Source organism: Paenibacillus sp. HGF5 (genome assembly GCF_000204455.1).
GTDB lineage: Bacteria > Bacillota > Bacilli > Paenibacillales > Paenibacillaceae > Paenibacillus_AQ > Paenibacillus_AQ lautus_A.
The window spans coordinates 1-25,595 of sequence record NZ_AEXS01000008.1 but is presented as its reverse complement, the minus strand read 5'-3'; the positions used below and the strand labels follow the sequence as shown (position 1 = coordinate 25,595).

The window sequence follows — 25,595 nt, the reverse complement described above, 5'->3', positions numbered from 1 at the left end:
TCTGATTCCGAAAGTCGATTTTCTAGGGTCAAGCCATAGAAGCAGCAAACAGGCCGGGCTCCTGGGAGCCCGGCCTGTTTGCTTGCTCGCATGATGGTCATGCAAGAAAAGAATAGCCGCCGCAGGGTAGCAAGCCATTCAGTAACTCCGGTCCATGTTCTTGCCGTAATAAATCTCGTCCATCTCCAGTTTGATGCGTTCGGTGATTTCCTGCTGCTCGGCCTCGGACAGCTTATCCTTCGTGTAACCGAACAGATAGTTGTCCAGATCGAACTGCTTCAGCTTGCACTTGGTATGAAAGATGTTCTCCTGGTATACGTTGACGTCGATCATATCGAACAGCTCCTTGGCTTCGTCCGGAATATAGTTCTGGATGGAACTGATCTCATGGTCGATAAACAGCTTGTGTCCGTGAATATCCCTCGTGAATCCCCGGATTTTATAGTCTATCGTCATAATATCCGTATCGAAGGAGTGGATCAGGTAGTTCAGGGCTTTGAGCGGTGAGATTTCCCCGCAGGTCGACACGTCGATATCGGCCCGGAAAGTGCTGATGCCCTCGTCCGGATGGAATTCGGGATACGTATGGACGGTAATATGGCTCTTGTCGAGCTGGAGCACCACGTTATCCGGCAGCGGACCCGGCGATTCGTCATAGGATTCCTCCGGCACCTCCACGACGGGGCCCTCGGAGACTAGCACCGTCACGCTGGCGCCCTGCGGAATATAATCCTGCTTGGCAATGTTCAGGACATGCGCGCCGATGATTTCGGCCACATGGCTCAATATTTTCGTCAGCCGATCCGCGTTATACTGCTCATCAATATATTCAAGGTACGCTTCCCGTTCCTCCCGGGTCTTCGTATAGCAGACGTCATACATATTAAAGCTGAGCGATTTCGTTAAGTTGTTGAACCCATGCAGGGTCACGCGTTGTTCTGGTGTCATATCCATATGAATTTCCCCTTGTGTCGTTAATATATCAGTTCGAGTACCTATTATTTCCGAAACCGTCGATTCCTAATCTGCCCATGCTCCGCCTTCCGGAGCAGCATTACTATGTTCTTACCCGGATCGGGTTCAACGTTAACAGAGGCGGAGCAATGCCAGAGGGGAAGCAGCGGCGGCTCCCAAACTCCAAAAAGGCCAACCGGATTTCTCCGGCTGGCCTTATCTATCAGAACGACACCTGCTGCATGCAGCTTATCCCTCTGACGTTTATATGGATTCACTTCGTATGCTTGAACATTGATGCTGCCGAACGGATGGATTACTCCGTAAATTCCAGCAGCTCGATCACATTGCCAAACGGGTCGCGGATGGCGCTGTACAGCCCGGGAGGGCAAGGCTTGGGCGTATCGAAGATGACGTCGACGCCTTTCGATTTGTAGTTCGCAATGGCTTCGTTTACATCCGGGGTCTCGATTCCGATGATCACCTGTGCCTCATGCGGGTATTCCGTATCCGTTGGACGGTCGCATTTCTGCAGAACGAGGGACATGCCCTCATGCTTCAAGCTGACGATCTGGTCATCATAAACCCTCGAGATTTCGAAACCCAGAACATCGCAGTAAAACTGTTTGGCTTGCTGTATATCGCTTACATTGATCGATAGAACGCATAGGTTCGGCATATGCTCGCACTCCTCCGCTCATGGTTTGTTTTACTTGCAGCACAGAATCCCGTTCCCGGATTCGATATTAGATTTCAAGCTGGCCAGCATCCCCTTCCACGCATCGATATGCCACTCCCGGGCTTGCCGGGACGCTTCGGAATCCTTCCAGCCTGTATGCTCAGGGTAATTCTCGTGTCGTCCGCCTCAGGGAAAAAGGCAACCTTAACCGCCGTCAGCTCGCCTTGATTCATCGTTTCCGCGAAGGGATCGGGACCTTTCCACTCAAAAACAAGCACGCGTGGCTCGTCATACTGCAAAATGGTACACCCGGCGGTGCACATCGATTCTCGATCGGCCGGGTTAAAATACAGCTCGAATTTTCCGCCCGCTCTCGGCTCGATTTCCGCAGCCGGCGCAAACCACTCGGTTATCCTTGCGGACTCGGTCCATGCTCGCCACAGGAGCTGCACATCGGCCTGAATCACGGTTTCTTGAATAATGGTCATGTTTAATCCTCCATCATATAGCGCTCATTGCTTTTGGGATAACGCTTCTTGCAGTTCCATTATAAATGGATAGGCGATTCAAAAATTCTTCTACTTTGCGCTGTTGTTCCGATCCTTCTCAAACAAGAGCAGAGGTAGATTTACAACAATCGGCGGGTCATAGGGCAGAGGCTCGCGCAAGGTAATCTTCACGGCGAGATCGGTTCCTTCGTCGATATGGACAGGCTCCTCCATCTTGCCTCGCAAGGATTTGCTCAGCAGAAAATAATCCCGCGGATTGAGGCTCCAGGGGATGCCCGCTGCCAGCACATAATACGTACCGGCCGGGATGCCGGTTAACGTGCAGGTCCGGTTCTTGAGGTTGACGGCCGTACCGGTTACGGGCTTCTGATCGGGCACGGGTCTTGGAAACAGACCGACGTAAATCATGCCGCGAAACCTCTCGGGAGCTTCGATCCGGCAATGAATCCGGGGCAGAGCATGCCCTTCTTCATCTGTCCAGGTTAATGGCTTGTGCTCATATTGATTCACGTAACGATGCAGGGACTCCGTGGTGGTGCGGAACTTTTTTGGAGACAGGCCGACAAACTGCTTAAAGCGGGTGTTGAATGTGCCGGGACTTGCCAAACCGATGTTCATTCCGATTTTCACAAGCAGGGAAGGGCTTTGAAGGAGCTCGGTTTTGCCCGATTCGACCCGGAGGGCGGACAGGTACTGCCTGACGGAAATGCCGGTTACCCGCTTGAATATCCTGGAGAAATGGTAGGGGCTGTACCCCGCGAGATCGGCGAGCAGCTCGGTTGTCATCGGCTCGTCCAGATGCTCCTTCATATATTGAATGGTTTGCCGCACGGCTTCGGCATGTTCATCGTTCATTAGGGATCACCAACTTCGTTTTAATGGCTCTACATGATATCAGGCTTATTTCCACATTTATGAAATTCCGCTCGTCGAATGCAATTTCCTTCCCCGATTCGGTTGCCCATTCATGGAAAGGCCGTTAAACTTAAAGGATGAGGGCTTTCTAAAACGGAAAACCAAGGCGAAATAAGGAGTTTATATCCATGAATGTGGAAACAAATGATAGAGAATCGATGAATATGGACACAGCGCGGGAATACCTGCAAAAATATTACGGCTATCCCGATTTTCGGGACGGACAGAAGAAAATCGTCGCGAGCCTGCTAACCGGCCAGGATACGCTCGGGATTATGCCGACGGGCGGGGGCAAATCCATCTGTTATCAGATCCCGGCACTCCTCAGCCCGGGCCTGACGTTGGTCGTATCGCCTCTGATCTCCCTGATGAAGGATCAGGTGGACGCACTTACGACGGCGGGCGTGGCGGCGGCTTATATCAACAGCACGCTCAGCGGCAAGGAAGTGAACGAGCGCATACGCGCGGCCAAGCGCGGCGACTTGAAGCTGTTATATGTCGCCCCGGAACGGCTTGAGCTGGATTGGTTCCGTGAGGAGATGGCAGGCCTCGACATTTCGATCGTTGCTGTCGACGAAGCGCACTGCGTATCCCAGTGGGGTCATGATTTTCGGACAAGCTATCTCTCCGTGGCTCCTTTCGTAAAAGGGCTGCCGAACCGCCCGATTGTCGCGGCCTTTACGGCGACGGCTACGCCGGAGGTTATGGAAGACATGCAGCGCCTGCTTCGACTGGAGCAGCCGCAGGTGTTCGTGACGGGACTTGGGCGCGACAATCTGGAAATGTCGGTGCTTCGCGGCGAGAACAAGCGGGAGTTCGTGCTGGATTATGCGGCTTCGCATACCCACCAGCCGGGCATCATCTATGCTGCCACCCGGAAAGAGGTGGATGATTTATGCCAGCGCCTGCAGGCGAAGGGGCTACTTGCCGGACGTTATCATGCCGGCATGAGCGATGCGGAGCGAGCGGACAGCCAGGAGGCCTTCCTGTATGACGATATTCGCGTCATTGTCGCAACGAACGCGTTCGGCATGGGGATCGATAAATCCAACGTTCGGTACGTCATCCACTACAATATGCCGAAAAATATGGAGTCTTACGTCCAGGAAGCCGGCCGCGCCGGGCGGGACGGAGAGCCCAGCCAGTGCATCCTGCTGTTCAGCGCCCAGGATATCATGACGCAGAAATTTCTGATCGAACAGAACCCCCAGGAGGGCGAGCGGAAGCAGAACGACTACCGAAAGCTGCAGCAGATGATCGATTACTGTTACACCACAAGGTGCCTGCGCAGCGCAATGCTGGATTATTTCGGGGAAGAACACGAAGACAAGCCCTGCGGTACGTGCAGCTCCTGCACGGACGACCGGGAGCTGGTGGATATCACGGTGGATGCGCAGAAAATCTTCTCCTGCATTCATCGGATGCGCGAACGCTTTGGCGTGTCTATGGTCGCCTCCGTGCTGAAGGGCTCACGGGCCAAAAAAGTACTGGAATACGGCTTTGACCGGCTTCCAACCTATGGCGTCATGTCGAACCGAACGGAGAAGGAAATATCCGAGACGATCAATGTGCTCATCTCGGAAGGGTTCCTGGCGCTGACCGAAGGCCAATATCCCGTCGTGAAACTTCAGAGCGAGGCGGCCGACGTGTTAAAGGGCCAGCGCGAAGTGATGCAGCGCGTTCCGCGGCCTTCCAAGGCTGCAGGCAGCCAGCGCAGCGGCAGCCGCCGCGACTACTCGCCGTCTGCCGTTAACGAGACGGTGTTCGAGCAGCTGCGCTTAATTCGGCGCGAGCTGGCAAGCAAGGAGCATGTGCCGTCCTACATCATTTTTAACGATGCAACGCTGCGCGAGATGAGCGTGGTCTGCCCGCAAAGCGAGGATGAGATGCTGAACGTCAAAGGGGTCGGCGAAGTGAAATTCCGTAAATACGGACGTCCGTTCCTTGAGTTTTTCCTGAATGGTCAGGGCGCGTCGAATGACGGTGACGATTTGTATGATTATGAAGAATAGGCTTGCATGACAGGCGGCACTCATGGCTTATTCCCGTTTTATCACTAAGGATAGTAGCGTTCGGTACCGTTCGATAATAAATAACATTATGTAGAAGGAAAGTGGGCCCTACCATGAAAGTCATACTATCAACCTTGAATGCCAAGTACATTCACACCTCCTTGGCCATTCGCTGCCTGAAGGCATACAGCGAGAAGGATTTCGATATCGAACTGACGGAGTACACGATCAAGGATCCCGTGATGAATATCGTCTCCGACCTGTTCCAGCGCAAGCCGGATGTGATCGGATTCTCCTGTTATATATGGAATATTGAAGAAACGATTAAAGTGATCGATATCGTGAAGAAGATTATGCCGGAGGTCACGATCATACTGGGTGGACCTGAAGTATCCTACGATACGGAGTATTGGATGAAACGGCTGCACAATGTCGACTTTATCGTTATGGGCGAAGGCGAGGAGACCTTCCACCATTTGCTGCAAACGATTGAAGGGGACCGGAAGTATCATTTCGTTTATGGCGTGGCTTACCGCAAGCAGGACGAAATTATCGTGAACCCGGGAAGACCGAAAAGCATCCTGGCCGAGCTGCCTTCCCCGCATCGTTTTCCGGAGGATATCCCGCACCTCGGGAAGCGGGTTGTCTATTTTGAGACCAGCCGGGGCTGTCCCTTCAGCTGCCAGTTCTGCCTGTCGAGCATCGAGGTGGGGGTTCGTTATTACGACATTGAACGGACCAAGGCGGACATTCTCTACCTGATCGAGAACGGGGCCAAATTGATCAAATTCGTGGATCGGACCTTTAATATTAAGCGGGATTATGCGCTTGAAATGTTCGAATTTCTGATCGAGAACCATGGCGGCTGCGTATTCCAGTTTGAGATCACGGCGGATATCATGCGTCCGGAGGTGCTGGATTATTTGGCAAACCATGCGCCTCCCGGCATTTTCCGCTTTGAAATCGGCGTGCAGTCCACGAATGATCCGACCAACGAGCTGGTGAAGCGCCGCCAGAATTTCACCAAGCTGTCACGCACGGTGACGATGATCAAGGACAGCCGCAAGATCGACCAGCATTTGGATTTGATCGCAGGGCTTCCGGAGGAGGATTACAATACGTTCCGCAAAACGTTTAACGACGTGTTTGCCCTTGGACCGGAGGAGCTGCAGTTGGGCTTCCTGAAGATGCTCCGGGGAACCGGGCTGCGGATCGATGCGGACAAGTATAACTACACTTACATGGACCACGCTCCATACGAAATTCTGGGCAGCGACGTGCTTCCTTTCTCGGATATCGTCCGGTTGAAGAGGCTGGAGGACGTGCTGGAGAAGTATTGGAACGCCCATCGGATGGACCATACCCTGAATTATTTGATGAAGCATGAATTTTCGTCGCCGTTCGATTTCTTCCAGGAGTTCGGCGACTACTGGGAAGGACAGGGCTGGCAAAAAATCGGCCATCAGCTCGAGGACCTGTTTACGCGTTTAACGGCCTTCCTGGAGTTTCGGAACACGCCGAACATGAACGCGGTCTCCGGTCTGATGAAGTTTGATTATTTCCTGGGTCATAAATACAAACCACGCAAAATATGGTGGGAACATGCCCAAGACAAAGCGCAGTGGAACGCCAATGTTCGTAAAATCGTGGAAGACCCCGCGGCACTGTCCGCCGATTTCGCCGATCTTGGGATCACGGAGCGCGATCTTCAGAAGCATGCGATGATCGAGGTGCTGCCATTCAACCTCGACGATGCCATTCAAGGAGGTACGGGCTATCCGGACCATGCGGTGCACGCCACGATGCTGCTGGTATTGTACCAGCAGAACGAAACAGGGCAGCCCCAGTACTACACGATGCCTTTGGAGTTAGCAACGCAGGCATAATAGGGGATATGAGGGACAAGTCTTTTCCAAGATTGGTTGTGACACGGACTGGTTGTTTTGGCGTAATTGCCTAATTTCCGCTGCCAGGAACTGGCGGCCCGCTCTTTAACGACCCTTTTGGGATCATAACGAGCTCTATCTAAAGGCGTTTCCGGAATAAAACAGCCCCGGCATCGGTATTCTAATTGGCATCAACCGATGAGGAGGGGATGTTATGAGCGACAATCGGAAGGGGCAAGAACAGCTTTCGTCTGATGAGCCGACCATCGCACCGGGCATGGAAACCAATGACGATCTGCGCGAAGAGGCTACCGAGGACGAGGTAGCGCATGGAGAGTACACCGAGGTCACGCAATTGATCATCGATCGCACGCCGAGCGATGAAGAGTAAGGTGCTTCGATTGAGCCTTTACGCTGCCAATGTCAAAGGTTCTGTATACACTAACGAACTGCTTAGCAGCATAATAAAAGGGATGCCCTGGATTTCAAAAAAACGGGGCATCCCTTTTATGTGTTGTGGCATCACACTTTGTTACATCACTCGTATCGATTCTTGCGGTACATTGTCCGAGCCGGAGGTGTGCCGTTCGAGCCAGTCGAGAACATCGGCTGCCACATCGGCACGGTTGGTCTCGTGCAGCATTTCGTGGCGGCCGCCCGGATACAAACGGTATTCGAGGTCCTGAACGCCATGCTTCCGGTACAATTCGATCAACCGCCGCACGCCTTTGCCGCGGTGTCCGACCGGATCATCCTCGCCCGAGAAAATATAGACAGGTTTATCCTTCGGAAGACATTTCATCAATTGAGGCTGGTGGATCTGTGACAGCAGCTTGAAGAAATCACGAAAGAAGCGAGCGGTGCACACCTTGCCGCAGTATGGGTCGTTGATATACTTATCCACTTCGGCTTCATCCCGGGATAGCCAATCGAACGGCGTGCGAATAGGACCGAATCCTTTGTTGTAAGGACCGAACACCAGGGCGTTCAGCATCAGGCTCCGGTGCGTGTTTCCTTGCAGGCGCATTTGTGCAGCCGCCAAGCTCATGCCGAACGTCAGTAGTCCCTGGGGACCGTTGGTGCCTGACAGGATGAATCCGTCGAATAATTCACCGTCCGAACAGATGATTTTTTGCGTCAAAAAGGATCCCATGCTGTGCCCCATCAAATAATGCGGAACGCCGTCATGGCGCTTCTTGAGCTCGGCAGCAAGAAGCAGCTGGTCTTCAATCATTCCTTCAAAACCGTCTTCCCCGGCATCGCCGAGATGCGTAAGCCCGGCCGTTAGCCCATGGCCACGGTGGTCGTTGCAGTATACGGCATAGCCGTGCTCCGTGAGCAATTCGGCAAGCTCCTCGTAGCGCTTGCCGGTTTCGCACATGCCATGCGCGATTTGCACAATGGCACGAACGGGATCATCCGGGCCGGGCAGCCATTCATATACAAAAACATGCATACCCTGCGTATTCAGCATCGTAAACGTGTCGGTTTGCATCATTAGGGCTGGCACCTCCACAAGAACGAATGGTTTATATCATTTATTTATACCCTGTTTAAGGCAAATATGAACGCAGAACCGTGGATTGCCCGTCCAATGTATAGGCCCCCAGATTCGCAGGCAGCAGGAAGCACTGTCCTGACGTGTAATCGATGGAGCCGTTATCCCAGCTGAGGGTTCCTTGGCCGTCGCATACAACCACGATCGTGAAGCTCTCCGCGGAAGTTGACAAGGACCATGCACCGCTCACGACGCCTTTTTCCACGACGAAATACGGGGATTTGGCAAGCTCAAGCCATTCTCCCGGCGCCGTTCCTTCCGTGCTCATGGTGGTTGCGCCCGATCCTTCATAGGCTGTCACGTTCAAGGAATCCTCGATATGAAGCTCGCGCGGCTTACCGTCAAGCCCCGGTCGATTATAATCGAAAATCCGGTAGGTTGTATCCGAATTTTGCTGAATTTCCGCTACTACAACGCCCGCACACAGCGCATGTACCGTACCGGCAGGTATGTAGAATGTATCTCCGGCTTTTACGGACACTTCTTGCAGTTGGTCCATAACCTTGCCGTTTTCCATGGCTTCCTTCAAGGTTTCCCGGTTCACGCCTTCTTTCAGGCCGTAGATGATTTTGGCGTCCGGCTTAGCATCCAGCACATACCACATTTCGGTCTTGCCAAGCTCGCCCTTCGGAAGCCCTTCGTAGTCATCGGTCGGATGGACCTGAACGGAGAGGTTGTCATTACAGTCAAGCAGCTTGATCAGGAGCGGGAAACGTCCGTTAACCTCGGAGAATCCTTTGCTTCCGAACCATTCCCGCCCGAATTGCTCCCGGACCTCATCCAGGCCGCGTCCGGCAAGCTCGCCGTTCACGATGCTGGTCGTGCCGTTCGGATGGTCGGCGATCATCCAGCCTTCCCCGATATGTCCTTCAGGAATATCCAAGCCGAACTGCTCTAGTGCCCGGCCTCCCCACACGCGTTCTTTAAATTCAGGCTGGAACAATAATGGATATGGTTTTGTCATTGTAATCATCTACCTTTCATCATGTTTGGAATATTCTATGGATGTGAAGTGCGGTACCTCTCCTAGAACTTATATCATATCGGCTTCTTTCGTTCCAGTGCAATGAGATATGGCGCTTCGGAACGCTGAAGGCCGCGATACAAAATCGTTTGCACTTTGTGCTGGGGCAATTCCCCCGCCCAAGCTTGGACCGCGTCCGCCTCGGCATCGCCGCCCTTGTGGCCTGGATACAGCACGATGGTGATAATGCCCCCGGGGCGGAGCAGCTCGATTGCAGCCTCCAGGGCCGTGAGCGTACTGGCGGTCTCCGTCATGATCCGTTTATCCGATGAATCCGCCGGAAGGTAGCCGAGATTGAACATGATTGCACCCATGCGGCCGTGCTCAATCTCAGGTACGCACTCCCTCATAAGCGAATGGCTCTGAAGAAGAAGGCTAACCTCCGCGAGGGTGCCGGTCGGCTCCTTGTCCAGCCTTTCCCGAGTCAGCTGCAGCGCCTGCTCTTGAATATCGAAGGCATACACTTTGCCTTTTGATCCTGTGCATTTGGCTAAATACAGCGTATCGGCTCCGGTTCCGGCGGTTGCATCCAGCGCGATGTCTCCGGGACGGAGCCTTTCGGACACCAGTTTGTGGGCAAAACTCAAAACCGAGAGGAAGCCCATCAGGATACCCCCCACAATTTACCCTGCCACGTATCCCGGCGCTTGAGCTCGGCGTCAATGCCGTTAAGCACTTCCCATTTTTTGAGACTCCACGTCGGTCCGATCAAGAGATCCCGGGGAGCGTCTCCGGTTAGGCGGTGGACGATCATTTCCGGAGGTAAAAACTCCAGGCTATCCACGATAAGGCTGATGTATTCGTCCTGCTCCAGGAATCGCAGCAGCCCGGCTTCGTATTGCTTCACCATCGGCGTCTTGCGCATAAGGTGCAGCAGATGGATTTTGATTCCCTGCACATCCATCTTGGAGACCGCCCGGCCGGTGGCAAGCATCATGTCATGATCCTCTTGCGGAAGCCCGTAAATGATGTGTGTGCAGACCCGGATATTATGTTTGCGCAGCTTCTCGACGGCTTCCAAATAACATTCGGTATCATGGGCCCGGTTGATCAGCTCGGAAGTGGAATCATGGATCGTTTGCAGACCCATTTCCACCCACAGATAGGTTCGCTCGTTCAGCTCCGCCAAGTATTCCACGACATCGTCAGGCAGGCAATCGGGACGTGTGGCGATCGACAAACCGACGACCCCCGGCTGCTGCAGAATGACTTCATAATATTCGCGAAGTTCTTCGACCGGAGCATACGTGTTGGTATAGGCTTGGAAATAGCCGATATATTTGGCGTTCGGCCATTTTTGGTGCTGCCGGTCACGGATGGTGTTGAACTGGGTAACGAGATCATCCCGCCGCCTTCCCGCGAAATCGCCGGAGCCGCGGGCGCTGCAAAAGGTGCATCCACCCTTGGCAATCGTGCCGTCACGGTTCGGACACGTAAAGCCGGCATCCAGCATAACCTTGAATACCTTCTCCTGGAACTGGCCGCGCATCTCGTAATTCCATGTATGAAAACGTTTGTCGCCCCATAAGGTCGGGGCGGGTATAAGTGGTGTGCTCATGTTTGCTCCTTTATAGCCGCTTAAGTTGAATTGAGACAGGTTCAGCCAAGGCCCTTGGGAACCCATAATTTACTGGCCTTTTACTTAAATGAAACAGCTACGTCCATTGTAACAAAAAATAAAGGATTGCGTTATATACAGGTCTTCAAGCCTAATTAAGACGTTGTTACTTGAATGGATTGCATATAATTGGTATATTTAAAATAGAAAAATAAAAAGATGATTCAAGCAATTTTGGCATGGGTATATAACGGATAGGATTCATATTTGTGTGACGTCATGGATACAATAATACCGTGAGGTGATTACGAATGAATTCATCGACAGTAAAGAATGACAGTAAAGACAAAATCGCTGTGGAGCTTACCCCGAATGAAGCCCTAGCCCTTACCGGCGTGGAGTTTAACTCCGACCAGGGAGTCAAGGCTTCGGCACGTCGCAAGATTCGCATCGCCTTTGAGAAGACGTTTGATTTTACGTCGGAAGAAAGGTAGACTATTCACAGTTTAACTATCGCGGAACCCCAATTCCAAATATAAGAAAAAGGAACCTAAAGCCTCTGCGTTGAGCAGAGCGTAGGTTCCTTTTTCTATGGGGCTCTTTACTTTTGGGGTCAACTTCGTCACAATAAATGCAGTATCGGGATATCATTCTAAATTTACTTGGAAAGTTTCGGAGGTATGACATGCGTTTACGCGGAAGAAAAGGTATACGGGAAAATCTGGAGCAGCAGGAAGACCTGGTCGTTTTGGACCCCGGTCAATATAGAGGGAAGTGGGCTTCGTTATTTGGCAACGACCTTCCGATCCATGTCGAATTCGGCATGGGCAAGGGCCAATTTATAAGCCAGATGAGTTACAAGCATCAGCAAGTGAATTTCATCGGCGTCGACATGTACGACGAGCTGATTCGCCGCGCAAGCGAGAAGGGGCGCAACGTCTGGGCCCAGGAGGGAGTCGATACCCCGCCGAATCTGAAGCTGGCGCTGTTTAATATCGAGAATGTCGAGGAGGTTTTTGAGCCCGGCGAAATTGAACGGTTATATTTGAACTTCAGCGATCCGTGGCCAAAAACAAAGCATGCACGCCGTCGTCTGACGCATCCGCGCTTTCTGGACAAGTATTCCCGGATCCTGAACGAGCGGGGGGAGATCCATTTTAAGACCGATTCGGTCACGCTCTTCGAATTCTCCCTGAATGCATTTGCCGATTATGGTCTGCAAATGACGAACATTTCGCTGGATCTGCATCGCGACGGGCTGAACGAAGAGCACGTCATGACAGAATACGAAACGAAATTCGTCGGCCAAGGCATGCAAATTCATCGCTGCGAGGCGATTGTAGGCAAGGAAGCCCTTGCTTCATACCATCAGAATCGCCTTGAAAAATACGGAAAATAACATCCAAATGTGATAGTTTCTCTCGGTGATAGCGTTTACAACTACTATAATAGAAGAAAATCTATCCATTCGGGTGATATGCTCGCGATAGAACGCAGCAAAAAAGGTGTGCTCCTCATTCAGGAGTACACCTTTTCGTTTTCCAGCATGTCGATGATGCTGCGGGCGCTTTGCATGGGATGAAAGCGTTCGATGTCCTGCAAGTTTTGCGCCCGTTGTTCTTGAATCAGGTCGTATTGATGAAGCAGCTTGTTCATCCATTTGCCCAGAACCTCCAGGGAATGGATGGGCTCTCCCAATCCCTGCGCCGTGAAGTACTGGCAGTTTTCTTCTTCCTGTCCCGGAAGGGGCTGATGGAACAGCATCGGAATTCCTTTGGCCAGGCCTTCGGTACATGTCATGCCGCCGGGCTTCGTAACGAGCAGATCCGACACCTCCATCAGCTTGTCGATCTCCCGCGTAAAGCCCAATATCCGGATGTTCGGATGCTGGAACCTGGAATTTCGCTCCATCTCCTCGCGTCCCTTATCATTATTGCCGAGGCAAAATATGATCTGGACTTCTTCTCGCCATCGGGTCAGAAATTCATGCACAACTTCGTCATTCATGATGCCCCAGCCTCCGCCCATCACCAGCACGGTAGGCATATCGGACAGGTTAAACCGCTCCCGGATTTCCTCTTTGCTCGGATGCGTCCAGAAGTCGGGATGGATCGGAATGCCGGTGACCTGAATTTTGGCTTGGGAAACCCCGCGATTGAGCAGCTTTCGCTTCACTTCCGGCGTGGACACGAAATATCGGTCGACCTCAGGGCTGATCCATGTATCGTGAGCATCATAATCGGTTATAACGGTACACAGGGGCACATTCGTGCCCAGCCGTTTCAAACGCGAGATGACCGCACTTGGTATGAAATGGGTGCACACAATGATGTCGGGTCGGAGCTGCCTGACCACGTTCTTGGTGCTTGTATAGAACATTCGGTGAAGAGCTAAAGCGGTAAAACGGTTAAAGGATTTTTGATGGCGGTACATGTACCCGACCAATCTTGGGCGAGTCGTAATGGTCTTTCTGTAGGCCGAAATGATCAGTGGAGCGATTTTAGGGTTCAAGAAGCTCCCGAGCTCGAGAACTTTGGTCTGTACGCTAGGGGACAACTGGCGCAGGCTGCTGGAGAGTGCATGAGCGGCCTGTGTATGGCCTGCACCGAACCCTTCAGATAACAGCAAGACTCTTTTTTTAGCCACTACTTTTCACCCGTTCTGCAGCGTTATTCTTTAACTTTAACATATCGATTCTGGGAAGAGAAATCAACCACTTTCCCCTTGAAGGTAAGGGACTTTGGTCCCGGAAACGGCCAATTGATTCGGCAAGCTTCTCGCTGGACCCTTGCTACTTAAGGTGTTAGCCAGCAGCGCGCATTTTGTAGAAAATCAGGGTCCGTGGACTTTTGACTTGAGTAGGAGATGCCGCTACAATGATTCAAACGGACGTCAAAAAGTTTATTAGAGAAAGAGCACTGAAAAAAACGAAAACTTTTTGGTTGTCTGTTGCGTTTATTTATTGGCGGACAAGTTGAAAAAGAAAAAATGGGCAGCCAAGAGAAATAAAAAGCAAGAAAACGGATGAAAATAAGAACTAAAGCCGTTTGAAACGAAGCTTGCTGGCAAACTGGAATGCAAGCTGAGCTCTTTTACGAAGTTTTTCCGTAAATTAGAGCATTCCACGGTTTTGACAAAAGATTCAAAAGTGTGGAAAATCGTGTATGACGTGCGAAGTTGCCCCGCGGCACCGAGGCTACTAGAAGGACAGACACAAGTCACAGGGTCATAGCAACAACAAAAATGCGAAGAACTTAGAGAGAAAAAAACAACAAACATTCTCGGGTTATAAAAAGGGGGTAACGGAGAATCATGACAGACGCCATCTTTATCGCGCTCCAACTATTCTTGGCCGCGGTGGGTGTGTACCAGTTCGTATTCTCTTTGTTTGGTCTGGTCAAAAGAAAAAAGAAACAACAGTTTGAACCCAATAAATCATTTGCAGTGTTAGTTGCTGCGCATAACGAAGAGCAGGTTGTCGGAGCATTAATGGAGAACCTGAAACAGCTTAATTATCCGAAACATCTGTACGACGTATTTGTCATTTGCGACAACTGTACAGACCGTACAGCAGAGATCGTCCGTGCCCACGGGATGAACGCCTGCGTGCGCACGAATCAGAATCTTCGAGGCAAAGGCTATGCCATCGAATGGATGCTGAAAGAGCTCTGGGCGATGCCGCGCCAGTATGACGCGGTCGTTATGTTTGATGCGGATAATCTGGCGGATCCGAATTTCTTGAATGAAATGAACAACGATCTTTGCTCTGGAGCGAGAGTTATCCAGGGATATATCGATACCAAGAACCCAGAGGATTCTTGGATCACCGCTTCTTACGGGGTTTCCTACTGGTATATCAACCGCTTGTGGCAGTTGTCCCGCAGCAATCTGAACATGGCCAACTTCCTCGGCGGAACGGGAATGTGCTTTGAGACCAATCTCTTGAAGGAGATCGGCTGGGGCGCGACCAGTCTGGTGGAGGACTTGGAGTTCACCATGCGCAGCGTCATGCGCGGCGTGTATCCGAAGTTCAATTACGACGCGAAGGTATTCGACGAAAAGCCGCTTACGTTTAAGGCTTCCGCCAGACAACGTCTGCGCTGGATGCAGGGTCACTTTACGGTTGCCCGCCGTTATTTCTTCCCGCTGTTGTGGCGTGCCATTAAGGAGCGCAGCCTTGTGAAGCTGGACTTGGCCCTTTACGGAGTCAACGTCTACATCGTGCTGCTGACTTTCTTGTTGACGGCCATCATCTGGGTTGACAGCTCGTTCTTCAATGGTCCGAACATCGCGAACCTGTACGGTTATTTACCGCTGTGGCTGAGCTTTACGGCAATTGCGGCGAATGTGTTCACGTTCATGATTGCGATGATTCTGGAGAAGGTCAAGTACAAGAAGGTATATATGTATCTTGTGCTGTTTCCGATTTATCTGCTGTCGTGGTATCCCATCACGGTATACGCGTTCTTCACGCAGAACAACAAGCAGTGGAGTCATACGGAGCATACCCGGGTTGTGCGCCTTGAAGAAGTTCAGAGCAAACAAGGCTAATCCAAAGTTTTATTCCATTTGTGTTGACAGATGTTAGGATGGCCTGTTATACTATTCTAGTCTGTTAAACAGAATATCTGATTGCAAGCAGAAGCGCCGCTTCTCACCTGACCGACATGCGTTGGCTGGTTTGATCACGAAATCAATGAATGGATTCAACTTCATTTGTGAGATGAGTATCAAATAGGGATGTCGGTGGTTAACCCGTCATCCCTTTATTTTTTGCAAACAGGAACAACAAGTAATTTGGAGGTGGAGGACTATCAGTAAGGAACATATGATCAATGACGAGATTCGGGCCAAAGAAGTACGTTTGGTTGGTGCCGAAGGTGAGCAAATCGGGATCAAGCCGATTCGTGAAGCACTGCAAATGGCAATTGATCTCAATCTGGATCTGGTGAACGTGGCCCCTCAGGCGAAACCGCCGGTATGCCGCATCATGGACTACGGTAAATTCCGCTATGAGCAGCAGAAGAAAGAGAAGGAAGCACGGAAGAACCAGAAAATTGTGGACATCAAAGAAGTATGGTTCCGAGCCAACATTGAGGAGCATGATTATCAAACCAAGCTTCGCAATGTCGTTAAGTTTTTGAAAGACGGCGATAAAGTGAAATGCTCCGTGCGTTTCCGCGGCCGTGAAATCACCCATGCTAACATCGGACAGAAGATTTTGGAGCGCGTGAAAACGGAAGTGGCGGATCTCTGCGTCATTGAGCGTCAGCCGAAATTGGAAGGCCGCAGCATGATTATGATTTTGGCTCCAAAAGCCTAAGAGAAATTAGAGGAGGAAGTACTACAATGCCTAAAATGAAAACACATAGCAGCCTGAAAGGCCGCTTCAAAATTACTGGTACTGGTAAAGTTAAACGTTATAAAGCTTACAAAAACCACTTGCTTTCCCACAAATCCAAGCGTGCGAAGCGCGTATTGTCCAATAGCCCTGTCATGGCGCCTGGAGATGTTAAACGTTTGAAGCAAGGTCTGGCTAACTTGAAATAGTAAACAACAATTATTGGGAGGTCTTTTGATATGGCACGAGTTAAAGGCGGATTTGTCGTTCGTCGTCGACATAAAAAAGTATTGAAGCTTGCGAAAGGTTATTTCGGTTCCAAACACCGCATTTTTAAAACAGCGAACGAGCAGGTTATGAAATCCCTCGTTTATGCATACCGCGATCGTCGCAATACGAAGCGTAACTTCCGCAAATTGTGGATCGTTCGTATCAACGCGGCTGCTCGTCAAAACGGTCTGTCCTACAGCAAATTGATGCATGGACTGAAGCTTGCTGGCGTGGACATCAACCGCAAAATGCTGGCTGATCTGGCTGTGAATGACTTGAACGCGTTCAATTCCTTGGCTACTGTAGCTAAAGAAAAAGTGAACGCTTAATTATACGTGTATGAAAAAACCGCCGTAATATTACGGCGGTTTTTTTTATTTTGCGTCCCCGCGCTATCCTACATCATTTCGGCGGCACGGGTGCTCGGCTCATCGAGAGAGTCGCCTATCTTTTGCTATCGTAAGGGCCATGAAACAAGCAAGGGAACTCCTTCCGGAATAAATTGAAATGTATATTACCTGAGGAGGGATCTTATGCACAAGCCTGTCAGCAAGGCGAAAGTGAAATCATATGTGGGCAAAGAGATCGTGGCGTATAAGAAAAACGGAACTGTGGTGACGGGCAAGCTGGTACGCGTCTCTGGCAACCGCCTTTTTGTGGAACCGGCAACCAAGGGGAAAAAGGTGAAAACCAAGGCGATTATTCCGCTCGCATTGTTTGACCTTCTTGCCATTGGTACGGCCCCTTATGCATATGGCGGCGGGTTTGGAGGCTACCCTGGCGGCTTTGGACCGGGTTACGGCGGCTTCGGGCCGGGCTTTGGACCAGGCTTTGGACCGGGCTTTGGACCAGGCTTCGGGCCAGGCTTCTTCTGGTAATTAGAGGAACCAAATCTTTTCCAGCTCATAACATCGGCTGAGTTCGATCATTCTGGTCACCGTATAGCCAAGCTTTCGGTAAAAATGAAGGCCGGTGTGGTTGCCGATGTCCACCATGACTTTGGCACGTTTGCATCCGCGGGATACAGCGAAACGTTCGGCATGTTCCATCAAGCGGACACCCCACCGTTTTCGCTGTGCGGTGGATGCGACGGCCAGCATATCGATATACAGCAGCTCGCCGTGCATCATGAAATGGATAAAAGCAACGATTTTTTCGTTATCCTGAGGCGAAGCGACAAGGGTCACGCCGCGCCGTAAACGAGAGGGAATATCCTTGCGGATGAGGTCCAGCTCTTTTTTGGTCATATGGGAAAGCGGGACGAGTTGGGACTCGATGAGCTGCAGAATCATCGGATCATCCTGGTCCGGTTTTCGGTAACGGATCATCGTGTTGTTTCCTCCCTTCACCGCGGTTAAGTCTGCTCCATTTATCATATGTAGCAGGGTTTCATAGGGTGTTTTGCTTCAAGGCGGCGGAGGAATTGCGCCCATTGTGAATGAAAACCTTTCATCGGAAGTAAAATAAATGTGTTGACTTCTGGATTGAATGAATCATATAATGTTTCTAAACATTTTAACGAATATATCCAATCGGCAATGATGAGGACGAAGTTTAAAGGGCTCTTTTGCTCAGAGAGTGGATGGATCAGCTGAAACCACCACCAAAACCCCTTTTATACGAGCTCACCTCGGAGCTGTTTCCCTGAAAGATGCTACGCTATGACTTTATCGCATTAAGTCGTAACAGCGTTTATTAGGGGGAATCGTCTTAGTCCGCGTTACGGACTGCAGATATTGAAGAGCTGTGTTCATGCGTTCTTCATACCTGCTGAGGCTCTGCACTGCGAGGTGTAGGGCAAATATGGGTGGTACCACGGAAGCTAAACCTTTCGTCCCTCACACGGAGATACTCCGGGTGTGGCGACGGAAGGTTTTTTTGTTGCTTGAATCATGGATGAAAGAGAAGAGTGCCAATATTTGAGAGGAGGATGACTGATGAGCGCGCAAACTCCAGAAGTGCGGTCTACAGAACAATTACGAGAGAAATGGTTGAAGCCTGAAGTGATTACCGGTTCGGAAATCTTGCTTCGGAGTCTTCTGCTCGAAGGTGTCGAGTGCGTCTTCGGATATCCGGGCGGAGCCGTCCTGTATATCTACGATGCGATGTATGGTTTTAAGGATTTCAACCATGTCTTGACCCGACACGAGCAAGGGGCCATTCATGCCGCTGACGGTTACGCCCGCGCAAGCGGCAAAGTCGGCGTATGCATAGCAACTTCAGGACCGGGGGCAACGAACCTTGTGACCGGTATCGCAACAGCTTACATGGATTCCGTTCCGCTCGTTGTTATTACCGGTAACGTTGCAACAACCCTGATCGGTACGGATGCTTTCCAGGAAGCGGATATTACAGGCATCACGATGCCGATTACGAAACACAGCTATCTGGTAAGGGACGTTAAGGATCTGCCAAGGGTGATTCATGAGGCCTTCCATATCGCCTCAACCGGCCGCAAAGGACCGGTGCTGATCGACATTCCGAAGGATGTATCGGCGGCAACCACGCTGTTCCAGCCGGAAGAGCGAATCCAGCTGAGAGGATATAATCCTCGGACGGTGCCGAACAAACTTCAGTTGGATAAACTGGCCCGCGCGATCGAGGAGGCCGAGCGTCCGATGATTCTTGCCGGCGGCGGCGTGATTTACTCCGGTGCTCATGAAGGACTGTACGAATTCGTGAACAAAACCGGGATTCCGATCACGACAACGCTTCTCGGCCTTGGCGCCTTCCCGACAGGCAACGATCTGTGGACAGGAATGCCGGGCATGCACGGAACCTACACATCGAACCATGGTATTCAGCAGTCTGATCTGCTGATCAACATCGGGGCAAGATTTGATGACAGGGTTACCGGCAAGCTTGACGGATTCGCGCCTCACGCGAAGATCGTTCATATCGACATTGACCCGGCCGAGATCGGCAAGAACGTGCCGACCGATATTCCGATTGTCGGTGACGTGAAGACGGTGCTTGAGATGCTGAACCCGATCGTTTCGTACGCTGCGAAAGCAGACGCGTGGAGAGACCAGATCCGCAAATGGAAAGCCGAGTATCCTTTCCGTTACGTCGATTCGGATACGGTGCTGAAGCCGCAATGGGTTATCGAAATGCTGAACGATACCACGAAGGGCGAAGCCATTGTAACGACTGACGTTGGTCAGCACCAAATGTGGGCCGCGCAGTATTACAAGTTCAACCAGCCGCGTTCCTGGATCACCTCCGGCGGACTCGGAACGATGGGCTTCGGATTCCCGTCCGCGATCGGGGCACAGATGGCGCATCCGGACCGTCTGGTCATTTCGATCAACGGAGACGGCGGCATGCAGATGTGTTCGCAAGAACTTGCCATCTGCGCCATCAACAACATTCCGGTGAAGATCGTTGTCATCAACAACCAAGTGCTCGGCATGGTTCGTCAATGGCAGGAGTTGATTTACGATAACCGATACAGCCACATCGATCTGGCAGGCAGCCCTGATTTCGTCAAGCTGGCCGAAGCTTACGGTGTCAAAGGACTTCGCGCCACGACGAAAGAAGAAGCTCAGCTTGCTTGGGCCGAAGCGATGGAAACACCGGGACCCGTCCTCGTTGAATTCGTTGTTGAGAAGGGCGAGAACGTGTATCCGATGGTGACGCAAGGGTCGACAATCGATCAAATGCTGATGGGGGATGCGTAAGATGAGTACAAAACATACCATTGCCGTACTAGTAAACGACCAGCCGGGTGTCCTGCAGCGTGTATCCGGGTTATTCGGACGCCGGGGCTTTAACATCGAGAGCATTACCGTGGGGCAGTCGGAGGAAATCGGCTTGTCCCGGATGGTTATCGTAACCACCGGAGACGAAACGACGCTGGAGCAGGTAGAGAAGCAGCTTTACAAGCTGATCGATGTTATTAAAGTCATCAATCTGAGCTCGAAGCCGATGGTCGCCAGGGAGCTCGCCCTGATCAAAGTAAAAGCCGAGCCGTCGGCAAGACCGGAAATTATGGGCGTTGTCGAGACCTTCCGCGCATCCGTCGTGGATATCGGCACGACCAACCTGATGGTTCAGGTTGTCGGCGATACCGTCAAAATCGATGCGATGATCGAGCTGCTTAAGCCTTATGGCATCCAGGAGCTTTCCCGTACCGGGGTTACCGCGATGATTCGCGGTAACGCGTAATGATGTAACATTATTCTTTTTATCCGGATGACAAAGTTATTGCAATATAAGCGTTAGACACCTGCATGGCATGAGCGGGTGTCTCAGCAGATCGGGTAAGCAGCGGTCTATTGAGATACCCGCTCATCATGAAGGGTCTTTAAAATCAAAGGAGGACTTATACAAATGGCAATTACTACTTATTATGAACAAGATGCAGAACTCAGCGTGCTGAAAGACAAAACAATCGCGGTTATCGGCTACGGAAGCCAAGGTCATGCGCAAGCGCAAAACCTGCGCGACAGCGGACTTCAGGTTGTCATTGGTCTTCGTGAAGGCAAATCGTTCGACAAAGCGAAAAACGACGGTTTCGAAGTACTCCCTGTAGCGGAAGCCGTTAGCCGTGCGGATGTAGTACAAATCCTGATGCCGGATGAAACGCAAGCAGCGGTGTACAAAAACGATATCGAGCCAAACCTGAAAAAAGGCGCGGCACTGATGTTCTCCCACGGTTTCAACGTTCATTTCGGTCAAATCGTAGCTCCTAAGGACAACGACGTTCTTCTGGTTGCTCCTAAATCCCCGGGTCACATGGTTCGCCGTACGTACGTTGAAGGCTTTGGCGTACCTGGATTGATCGCAATCGAGAAAGACGCGACTGGACAAGCTAAGGCGATCGGTCTTGCTTATGCAAAAGGCATCGGCTGTACCCGCGCAGGCGTTATCGAGACTTCCTTCCGCGAAGAAACCGAAACAGACTTGTTCGGTGAGCAAGCGGTATTGTGCGGCGGTGTCTCCGCATTGGTCAAAGCAGGTTTCGAAACGTTGACCGAAGCTGGATATGCGCCGGAAATGGCATACTTCGAGTGCCTGCATGAACTGAAGCTGATCGTGGACATGATCTATGAAGGCGGTCTTGCAAGCATGCGCGACTCCATCAGCAACACGGCGGAGTATGGCGACTATGTAACAGGCCCTCGCGTGGTAACCGAAGATACCAAGAAGGCAATGAAAGAAGTCCTGTCCGATATTCAACAAGGTAAATTCGCCCGCGACTTTATCCTTGAGAACCAATCGGGACGCGCTTTCCTGACAGCTACTCGCCGCAACGAGTCCGAGCATCCGATCGAAGTGGTGGGTGCAGAGCTTCGCGAAATGATGCATTGGATCAAAAAATAAGAATATATAGAATTCATAAGGAATTCTTCGGGGTTTGGGGCAGCCCGGCATGAGATGATGATGCTGCTGCCCGGACCCGTCAGATTAAGCAGCCGGCGGCAGGGGATTCTATCAACTGCCGCCGGATGTTTACGTCATGAGATAAACTTCAAGGAGGTGCCGACATGCGAAAGATTTATGTCTTTGATACAACGCTGAGAGATGGTGAGCAGTCTCCTGGCGTGAATTTGAACACTCGGGAAAAGGTGGAAATCGCCCTTCAGCTCGAAAAGTTGAAAATCGACCGCATGGAAGCAGGGTTTCCAGCGGCGTCACCCGGTGACCTTGCAGCTGTGAATGCAGTGGCACGCGCGGTTAAGGACGTTACGGTCATTGGATTGTCACGCTCCAGAGAAAATGACATCGATGCGGTTCGCGAAGCGCTTCAAGGCGCCCAGGACCCGTGCATTCACGTGTTCCTGGCCACTTCGCCGATTCACCGCAAGTTCAAGCTGCGGATGGAGAAGCAGCAGGTGCTGGAAACGGCGCAGGCTTCGATCCGTTACGCAAAGAAATACTTTTCCAAAGTGGAATTTTCCCTGGAGGATGCGGGCCGGACCGAGCTTGATTTCATGGCCGAGGTCGTCGCCATGGCAGTGCGCGAAGGCGCCAATGTCGTGAACATTCCGGATACCGTGGGATATTTGAACCCTTCGGAATACGGGGCCATCTTCAAATACTTGAAGGAAAATGTTCCGGATATCGAGAAGGTTCAGCTGAGTGCGCACTGCCATAACGATCTGGGCATGGCCACGGCGAACACCCTTGCCGCCATTCTGAACGGGGCCGATCAGATCGAAGGCACGATCAACGGAATCGGTGAACGTGCAGGCAATACCGCGATCGAGGAAATTGCGATGGCGCTCGAGACGCGTTCCGAATTCTTTGGAGCGAAGACGGGGCTGGCCTTAACCGAAATCGCCCGCACGAGCCGCCTTGTAAGCAAGCTGACCGGCATGGTCGTGCCAGGCAACAAAGCGATTGTCGGCGCGAACGCATTCGCCCATGAATCCGGCATTCACCAGGACGGTATGCTGAAGGAGAAGACAACCTACGAAATTATGACCCCGGAGTCCATCGGACTCAAAGAAAGCAAGCTGGTATTAGGCAAACATTCCGGCCGCCATGCTTTCCGGGAGAAGCTGCTGGATCTGGGTTATGAGCTGACCGAAGAACAGGTGAATGACGCATTCGCCAAATTCAAGGTGCTGGCCGACAAGAAGAAGGAAGTATCCGATGAGGATCTTCTGGCTCTGCTGGAGGAAAAACTGATCGATACGCCGGAGGTCTTCAAGCTGGAAACGATCTTTGTTGCTTACGGCAATGAATCAACGCCGACGGCGCGGGTACGCATTGCGACAGAAGATCAGACGATTGAAGAAGAGGCCGAGGGCAACGGCTCCGTGGACGCGATTTATAACGCGATCGACAAGGTGACCGGAGAAGAGGTTACGCTTGCGGATTATTCCATCAAGTCGGTAACGCACGGCAAGGATGCCCAAGGTGAAGTGCATGTCGTGCTGTCGCAAAACGACGTGGCCGCTCAAGGCCGCGGCTTGAGCACCGACATTCTGGAAGCGAGCGCACGAGCCTACGTCGATGCGGTGAACGTCCTGATCGAGAAACGCAAAACGTTTAGCCGGCGCGAGCGCGCTACGCTGTAATCCATACATGGCGTGATGGGAGCTTTACTTTCAGCTTGAGCGCTGAAGGTGCATGCCATAAAAAAAGAGGAGCCGCTATTGAAGCGGCTCCTCTTTTTTTGCTTTATAAAACTGTTGGCCAGACATGGAATGCAGGTATCGAGACACTAACATCGAGACACTAGCATCGAGCTTTAAACGGCCTCATAGCAGTGCGCCGATACCGGATTGATGCAGCTGATCAATGAGATAAGACAGGGGTTCGTTTGGGCGTCGATGCGGAGTCCGAATGTTACCAGGCGTAGGCCTGCGGGGCGGCGCCGCCCGGACCCGGGAATATTTCATCCAAGCGCTTCATCACGGATTCATCGAGTTCGATCTCAAGCGAGCGCAGGGAGCTTTCGAACTGCTCCAGCGTGCGCGGTCCGATAATCGGTCCGGTAACGGCCGGGTTCTTCAGCACCCAGGCAAGAGCGACGTTATCCTGGGGTTCGCCCAGCTCTTGGCAGAGAGCGGCAAACTGTTCCAGCTGCGCGCGGTGCTTCTCTACGCGCTCCGCATTGCCTCCGCTGCGCGAGCCCTCGATTTTTTTAAGGGCATTGCGTCCCAGCAGTCCCCCGTCCAGCGGACTCCAAGGAATCACGCCGAGACCCAGCTGCTGCGAAGCGGGGAGCACTTCGAGTTCCGGCAATCGGCAGGTCAGGCTGTATTTGTGCTGCTCGGAAACGAGACCGAGGAAGTGACGGCTCTGGGCCGCGGCCTGCGCAACCGCAATCTGCCATCCGGCAAAGTTGCTGGATCCGACGTATCCGATTTTTCCTTGATGAACCGCAACCTCAAAAGCGCCCCACAGCTCGTCCCAAGTGACAGAAGGATCGACGTGATGCATTTGGTACAGCTCGATATGGTCGGTCTGCAGACGTTTCAGCGACCCTTCGAGATGACGGCGAAGTTTATAGCTCGACAGCCCGGCTTCATTGTTGGGGCCATCCAGAGGATCACTCATGGAACCGTAGAATTTAGTAGCCAAAACGACTTTTTCGCGGCGGCCTCCGCCTTGGTTAAACCAGCGTCCGATGATGGTTTCGGTCAGGCCGGAATTCTCGCCCCAGCCGTAGATGTTCGCCGTATCAAAGAAATTGACGCCGGCGTCAAGCGCTGCATCCATAATGCGGAAGGCTTCCTTTTCATCCGTAGCAGGACCGAAATTCATCGTCCCCAAACACAGACGACTTACTTTCATGCCGGATTTACCTAGAGCTGCGTACTTCATAATCGATGATCACTCCTTGGTCGTTTAGGGTATAAGGCAAATTCACCCCTATTGTAGCGTATTGGCAGAAAAATGTAACTAACGGCGTTCGGAAACGTTAATATGGTTGCACTGAAAGCCGACTTACGGTTCATCTGTTCACGTTATTCGTCAAATTTTAAGAGCAAGAGCAGGGAGTAGAGAGTGGGGAGAGGGGGAGTAGCAGCAAGTAGCAGAAGCAAGTAACAGGGATAATGGTGTAAGTAACTGAAGCAAGAAGCTGAGGTAAGAAGCAGAAGCAAGAAGTAGAAGCAAGAAGCAGGAAGCAGAAGCAGAAGCAGGAAGCAGAAGCAAGAAGCAGGAAGCAGAAGCAGAAGCCGGAAGCAGAAGCAGGAAGCAAGAAGCCGAAGCAGAAGCCGGAAGCAGAAGCAGGAAGCAAGAAGCCGAAGCAGAAGCAGGAAGCAGAACAGAAGCAGAAGCCGAAGCAAGAAGTAAGAAGCAAGAATCTCTTCAAGTCGTTTCCTTCAAGAGCCGCCCTAATTTTATGCTTAGGGCGGCTCTTCATCTCCCCCCACCCTTGTGGTCAGGGAGATGTGCTCTTCTCCGGTGACCGGGCAATCCATTAGCTTC

At 51.7% G+C, this 25,595-nt stretch carries 25 protein-coding genes; 14 read left to right on the top strand and 11 right to left on the bottom strand.

Translation table 11 applies throughout. The features are described 5' to 3' along the window. Positions 1–138 precede the first annotated feature (138 nt). The 4 genes from speD to HMPREF9412_RS00825 all read right to left on the bottom strand — a co-directional run bounded on the left by speD (position 139) and on the right by HMPREF9412_RS00825 (position 2,997). On the bottom strand, positions 139–954 hold the full coding sequence (gene speD, locus HMPREF9412_RS00840) for an adenosylmethionine decarboxylase (RefSeq protein WP_009589344.1): 816 nt from the start codon (positions 952–954) through the stop codon (positions 139–141). Between the two features lie 316 nt (positions 955–1,270). After that, on the bottom strand, positions 1,271–1,633 hold the full coding sequence (locus HMPREF9412_RS00835) for a VOC family protein (protein WP_009589356.1): 363 nt from the start codon (positions 1,631–1,633) through the stop codon (positions 1,271–1,273). Between the two features lie 74 nt (positions 1,634–1,707). Then, positions 1,708–2,121: an SRPBCC family protein gene (locus HMPREF9412_RS00830; protein WP_009589345.1), complete on the bottom strand. Its 414-nt coding sequence runs from the start codon at positions 2,119–2,121 to the stop codon at positions 1,708–1,710. A 90-nt stretch (positions 2,122–2,211) separates the two neighbouring features. Continuing rightward, positions 2,212–2,997: a helix-turn-helix domain-containing protein gene (locus HMPREF9412_RS00825; protein WP_009589364.1), complete on the bottom strand. Its 786-nt coding sequence runs from the start codon at positions 2,995–2,997 to the stop codon at positions 2,212–2,214. A 188-nt stretch (positions 2,998–3,185) separates the two neighbouring features. Here HMPREF9412_RS00825 and recQ point away from each other — a divergent pair, with 188 nt between their 5' ends. From recQ to HMPREF9412_RS32725, 3 genes are all read left to right on the top strand, one after another. Next, entirely contained in the window at positions 3,186–5,069 is a 1,884-nt protein-coding gene (gene recQ, locus HMPREF9412_RS00820) for a DNA helicase RecQ (protein ID WP_009589323.1), read from the top strand. A 113-nt stretch (positions 5,070–5,182) separates the two neighbouring features. Continuing rightward, positions 5,183–6,955 carry a B12-binding domain-containing radical SAM protein gene (locus tag HMPREF9412_RS00815; RefSeq protein WP_009589335.1) on the top strand — a complete coding sequence of 591 codons (1,773 nt, stop codon included), beginning with the start codon at positions 5,183–5,185 and terminating at the stop codon, positions 6,953–6,955. Positions 6,956–7,169: 214 nt separating this feature from the next. After that, the gene (locus HMPREF9412_RS32725) at positions 7,170–7,346 is read left to right on the top strand and encodes a hypothetical protein (RefSeq protein WP_009589329.1); all 177 of its coding nucleotides are present in this window, start codon (positions 7,170–7,172) and stop codon (positions 7,344–7,346) included. 141 nt (positions 7,347–7,487) lie between these two features. On the opposite strand, the gene HMPREF9412_RS00810 is transcribed toward HMPREF9412_RS32725, so the two are convergent. From HMPREF9412_RS00810 to HMPREF9412_RS00795, 4 genes are all read right to left on the bottom strand, one after another. Beyond that, a complete protein-coding gene (locus HMPREF9412_RS00810; RefSeq protein ID WP_009589359.1) occupies positions 7,488–8,453 on the bottom strand; it encodes an alpha/beta hydrolase in 966 nt (321 codons plus the stop codon). A 55-nt stretch (positions 8,454–8,508) separates the two neighbouring features. Further along, positions 8,509–9,477, bottom strand: coding sequence for a type I phosphomannose isomerase catalytic subunit (locus HMPREF9412_RS00805; RefSeq protein WP_036670922.1), 969 nt, complete (start codon positions 9,475–9,477; stop codon positions 8,509–8,511). A gap of 74 nt (positions 9,478–9,551) precedes the next feature. Continuing rightward, the gene (locus HMPREF9412_RS00800; protein ID WP_009589324.1) at positions 9,552–10,142 is read right to left on the bottom strand and encodes a class I SAM-dependent methyltransferase; all 591 of its coding nucleotides are present in this window, start codon (positions 10,140–10,142) and stop codon (positions 9,552–9,554) included. Continuing rightward, a complete protein-coding gene (locus tag HMPREF9412_RS00795) occupies positions 10,142–11,095 on the bottom strand; it encodes a TIGR01212 family radical SAM protein (RefSeq protein WP_009589327.1) in 954 nt (317 codons plus the stop codon). The genes HMPREF9412_RS00800 and HMPREF9412_RS00795 overlap by 1 nt, the downstream gene beginning before the upstream one ends. Before the next feature lie 311 nt (positions 11,096–11,406). On the opposite strand from HMPREF9412_RS00795, the gene HMPREF9412_RS00790 reads away from it, so the two are divergent. Next, complete coding sequence (locus HMPREF9412_RS00790; protein WP_009589330.1) at positions 11,407–11,589, top strand: hypothetical protein; 183 nt, start codon at positions 11,407–11,409, stop codon at positions 11,587–11,589. A 191-nt stretch (positions 11,590–11,780) separates the two neighbouring features. Beyond that, positions 11,781–12,494: a tRNA (guanosine(46)-N7)-methyltransferase TrmB gene (trmB, locus tag HMPREF9412_RS00785; RefSeq protein ID WP_009589338.1), complete on the top strand. Its 714-nt coding sequence runs from the start codon at positions 11,781–11,783 to the stop codon at positions 12,492–12,494. A 119-nt stretch (positions 12,495–12,613) separates the two neighbouring features. Here the strand turns inward: trmB and HMPREF9412_RS00780 are convergent, their stop codons facing one another. Beyond that, complete coding sequence (locus tag HMPREF9412_RS00780) at positions 12,614–13,741, bottom strand: UDP-N-acetylglucosamine--LPS N-acetylglucosamine transferase (RefSeq protein WP_009589326.1); 1,128 nt, start codon at positions 13,739–13,741, stop codon at positions 12,614–12,616. A gap of 666 nt (positions 13,742–14,407) precedes the next feature. On the opposite strand from HMPREF9412_RS00780, the gene HMPREF9412_RS00775 reads away from it, so the two are divergent. From HMPREF9412_RS00775 to HMPREF9412_RS33145, 5 genes are all read left to right on the top strand, one after another. Next, positions 14,408–15,646 (top strand): glycosyltransferase family 2 protein, encoded by a 1,239-nt coding sequence (locus HMPREF9412_RS00775; RefSeq protein WP_009589322.1) that lies wholly within the window; start codon positions 14,408–14,410, stop codon positions 15,644–15,646. Positions 15,647–15,923: 277 nt separating this feature from the next. Further along, positions 15,924–16,418, top strand: a complete 495-nt coding sequence (gene infC, locus HMPREF9412_RS00770; RefSeq protein WP_009589332.1) for a translation initiation factor IF-3 — start codon at positions 15,924–15,926, stop codon at positions 16,416–16,418. Positions 16,419–16,444: 26 nt separating this feature from the next. Beyond that, positions 16,445–16,645: a 50S ribosomal protein L35 gene (gene rpmI, locus HMPREF9412_RS00765; protein WP_007127239.1), complete on the top strand. Its 201-nt coding sequence runs from the start codon at positions 16,445–16,447 to the stop codon at positions 16,643–16,645. Positions 16,646–16,675: 30 nt separating this feature from the next. Next, positions 16,676–17,035 (top strand): 50S ribosomal protein L20, encoded by a 360-nt coding sequence (rplT, locus tag HMPREF9412_RS00760; protein WP_006212255.1) that lies wholly within the window; start codon positions 16,676–16,678, stop codon positions 17,033–17,035. Positions 17,036–17,239: 204 nt separating this feature from the next. After that, on the top strand, positions 17,240–17,584 hold the full coding sequence (locus HMPREF9412_RS33145) for a hypothetical protein (RefSeq protein WP_009589357.1): 345 nt from the start codon (positions 17,240–17,242) through the stop codon (positions 17,582–17,584). Here the strand turns inward: HMPREF9412_RS33145 and HMPREF9412_RS00750 are convergent, their stop codons facing one another. After that, positions 17,585–18,034, bottom strand: a complete 450-nt coding sequence (locus tag HMPREF9412_RS00750) for a GNAT family N-acetyltransferase (RefSeq protein WP_009589358.1) — start codon at positions 18,032–18,034, stop codon at positions 17,585–17,587. A gap of 609 nt (positions 18,035–18,643) precedes the next feature. On the opposite strand from HMPREF9412_RS00750, the gene ilvB reads away from it, so the two are divergent. The 4 genes from ilvB (at position 18,644) to HMPREF9412_RS00730 (ending at position 23,734) form a co-directional block, all read left to right on the top strand. Further along, positions 18,644–20,386, top strand: a complete 1,743-nt coding sequence (ilvB, locus tag HMPREF9412_RS00745; RefSeq protein WP_009589354.1) for a biosynthetic-type acetolactate synthase large subunit — start codon at positions 18,644–18,646, stop codon at positions 20,384–20,386. A 1-nt stretch (position 20,387) separates the two neighbouring features. Then, entirely contained in the window at positions 20,388–20,873 is a 486-nt protein-coding gene (gene ilvN / locus HMPREF9412_RS00740; protein WP_009589349.1) for an acetolactate synthase small subunit, read from the top strand. Between the two features lie 165 nt (positions 20,874–21,038). Next, on the top strand, positions 21,039–22,031 hold the full coding sequence (gene ilvC / locus HMPREF9412_RS00735) for a ketol-acid reductoisomerase (RefSeq protein ID WP_009589347.1): 993 nt from the start codon (positions 21,039–21,041) through the stop codon (positions 22,029–22,031). Positions 22,032–22,195: 164 nt separating this feature from the next. After that, the gene (locus HMPREF9412_RS00730; RefSeq protein ID WP_009589363.1) at positions 22,196–23,734 is read left to right on the top strand and encodes a 2-isopropylmalate synthase; all 1,539 of its coding nucleotides are present in this window, start codon (positions 22,196–22,198) and stop codon (positions 23,732–23,734) included. Between the two features lie 271 nt (positions 23,735–24,005). Here the strand turns inward: HMPREF9412_RS00730 and HMPREF9412_RS00725 are convergent, their stop codons facing one another. Further along, complete coding sequence (locus HMPREF9412_RS00725) at positions 24,006–24,986, bottom strand: aldo/keto reductase (RefSeq protein WP_009589355.1); 981 nt, start codon at positions 24,984–24,986, stop codon at positions 24,006–24,008. Between the last annotated feature and the right edge of the window lie 609 nt (positions 24,987–25,595).